General features: G+C 71.9%; 1 protein-coding gene. It reads left to right on the top strand.

The window, feature by feature from the left end; translation table 11 throughout:
* Window positions 1-128: 128 nt before the first annotated feature.
* Window positions 129-768: DUF4158 domain-containing protein (locus ACFSC3_RS16730; protein ID WP_380941509.1), on the top strand; the 640-nt coding region annotated here is incomplete at its 3' end.

The following is a 768-nucleotide window of genomic DNA, read 5'->3' as shown; positions in this document are numbered from 1 at the left end:
AGACATTTGCGACAGCGTCCGCCCTCGTGGCGTGACCGGTCAGGGCCGCTGTCGCGAAACTTGAGAGTTGCGCGACACCTCGCCCCTGCGACGCGGGACCGGTACGCTCCGGGTCGGGGGATGAGTCGATGGCCAGACGTGATCTGTTGACGGGCGACGAGCGCCGCGCGCTGTTCGGCGTGCCCCTCGACCATGCCTCGCTCGCCAAGCATTACACGGTTGCCGATGAGGACCGGCCACTGATCGAAGCGAAGCGCGGCGACGCCAACCGGCTCGGCTTCGCGCTGCACCTCGCCCTGCTGCGTCATCCCGGCTTCGGCATGCGCCACGACGAGGTCGTCCCCGACTTCCTGGTGCGGCATGTGGCCGCGCAGCTCGGCATCACGCCTGCGGTGGCCGAAGGTTACGCGCATCGCGCCCAGACCCGGCTCGAGCACGCCTGGGAGGCGATGGAGCGTTTGCGCCTGCGCGCGTTCGAGGCGGCCGACGTCCCCGGCGCGCTCGGCGCAGCCACCCGCGCGGCGGAAGCGACCGAACGGGGCAAGCCGATCGCCGCGGCAGTGCTGGGCCATTTGCGTGCTGCCCGGATCGTTCTGCCCGCGCCCGCCCGTATCGAGCGGATCGGGGTGGCGGGACGCGCCATGGCGCGCCGCCTCGCGGCCGACACGCTGGTCGATGCGCTCGGTCCGGAGCAGGTGGCGGGGCTGGATGCGTTGCTGATCGTGGACCAGGATCGCGGCACGACGCCGCTCGCGTGGCTGCGCGACA

Source organism: Sphingomonas floccifaciens (assembly GCF_042681125.1).
GTDB lineage: Bacteria > Pseudomonadota > Alphaproteobacteria > Sphingomonadales > Sphingomonadaceae > Sphingomonas > Sphingomonas floccifaciens.
This window is presented reverse-complemented; position numbering and strand designations above follow the sequence as displayed.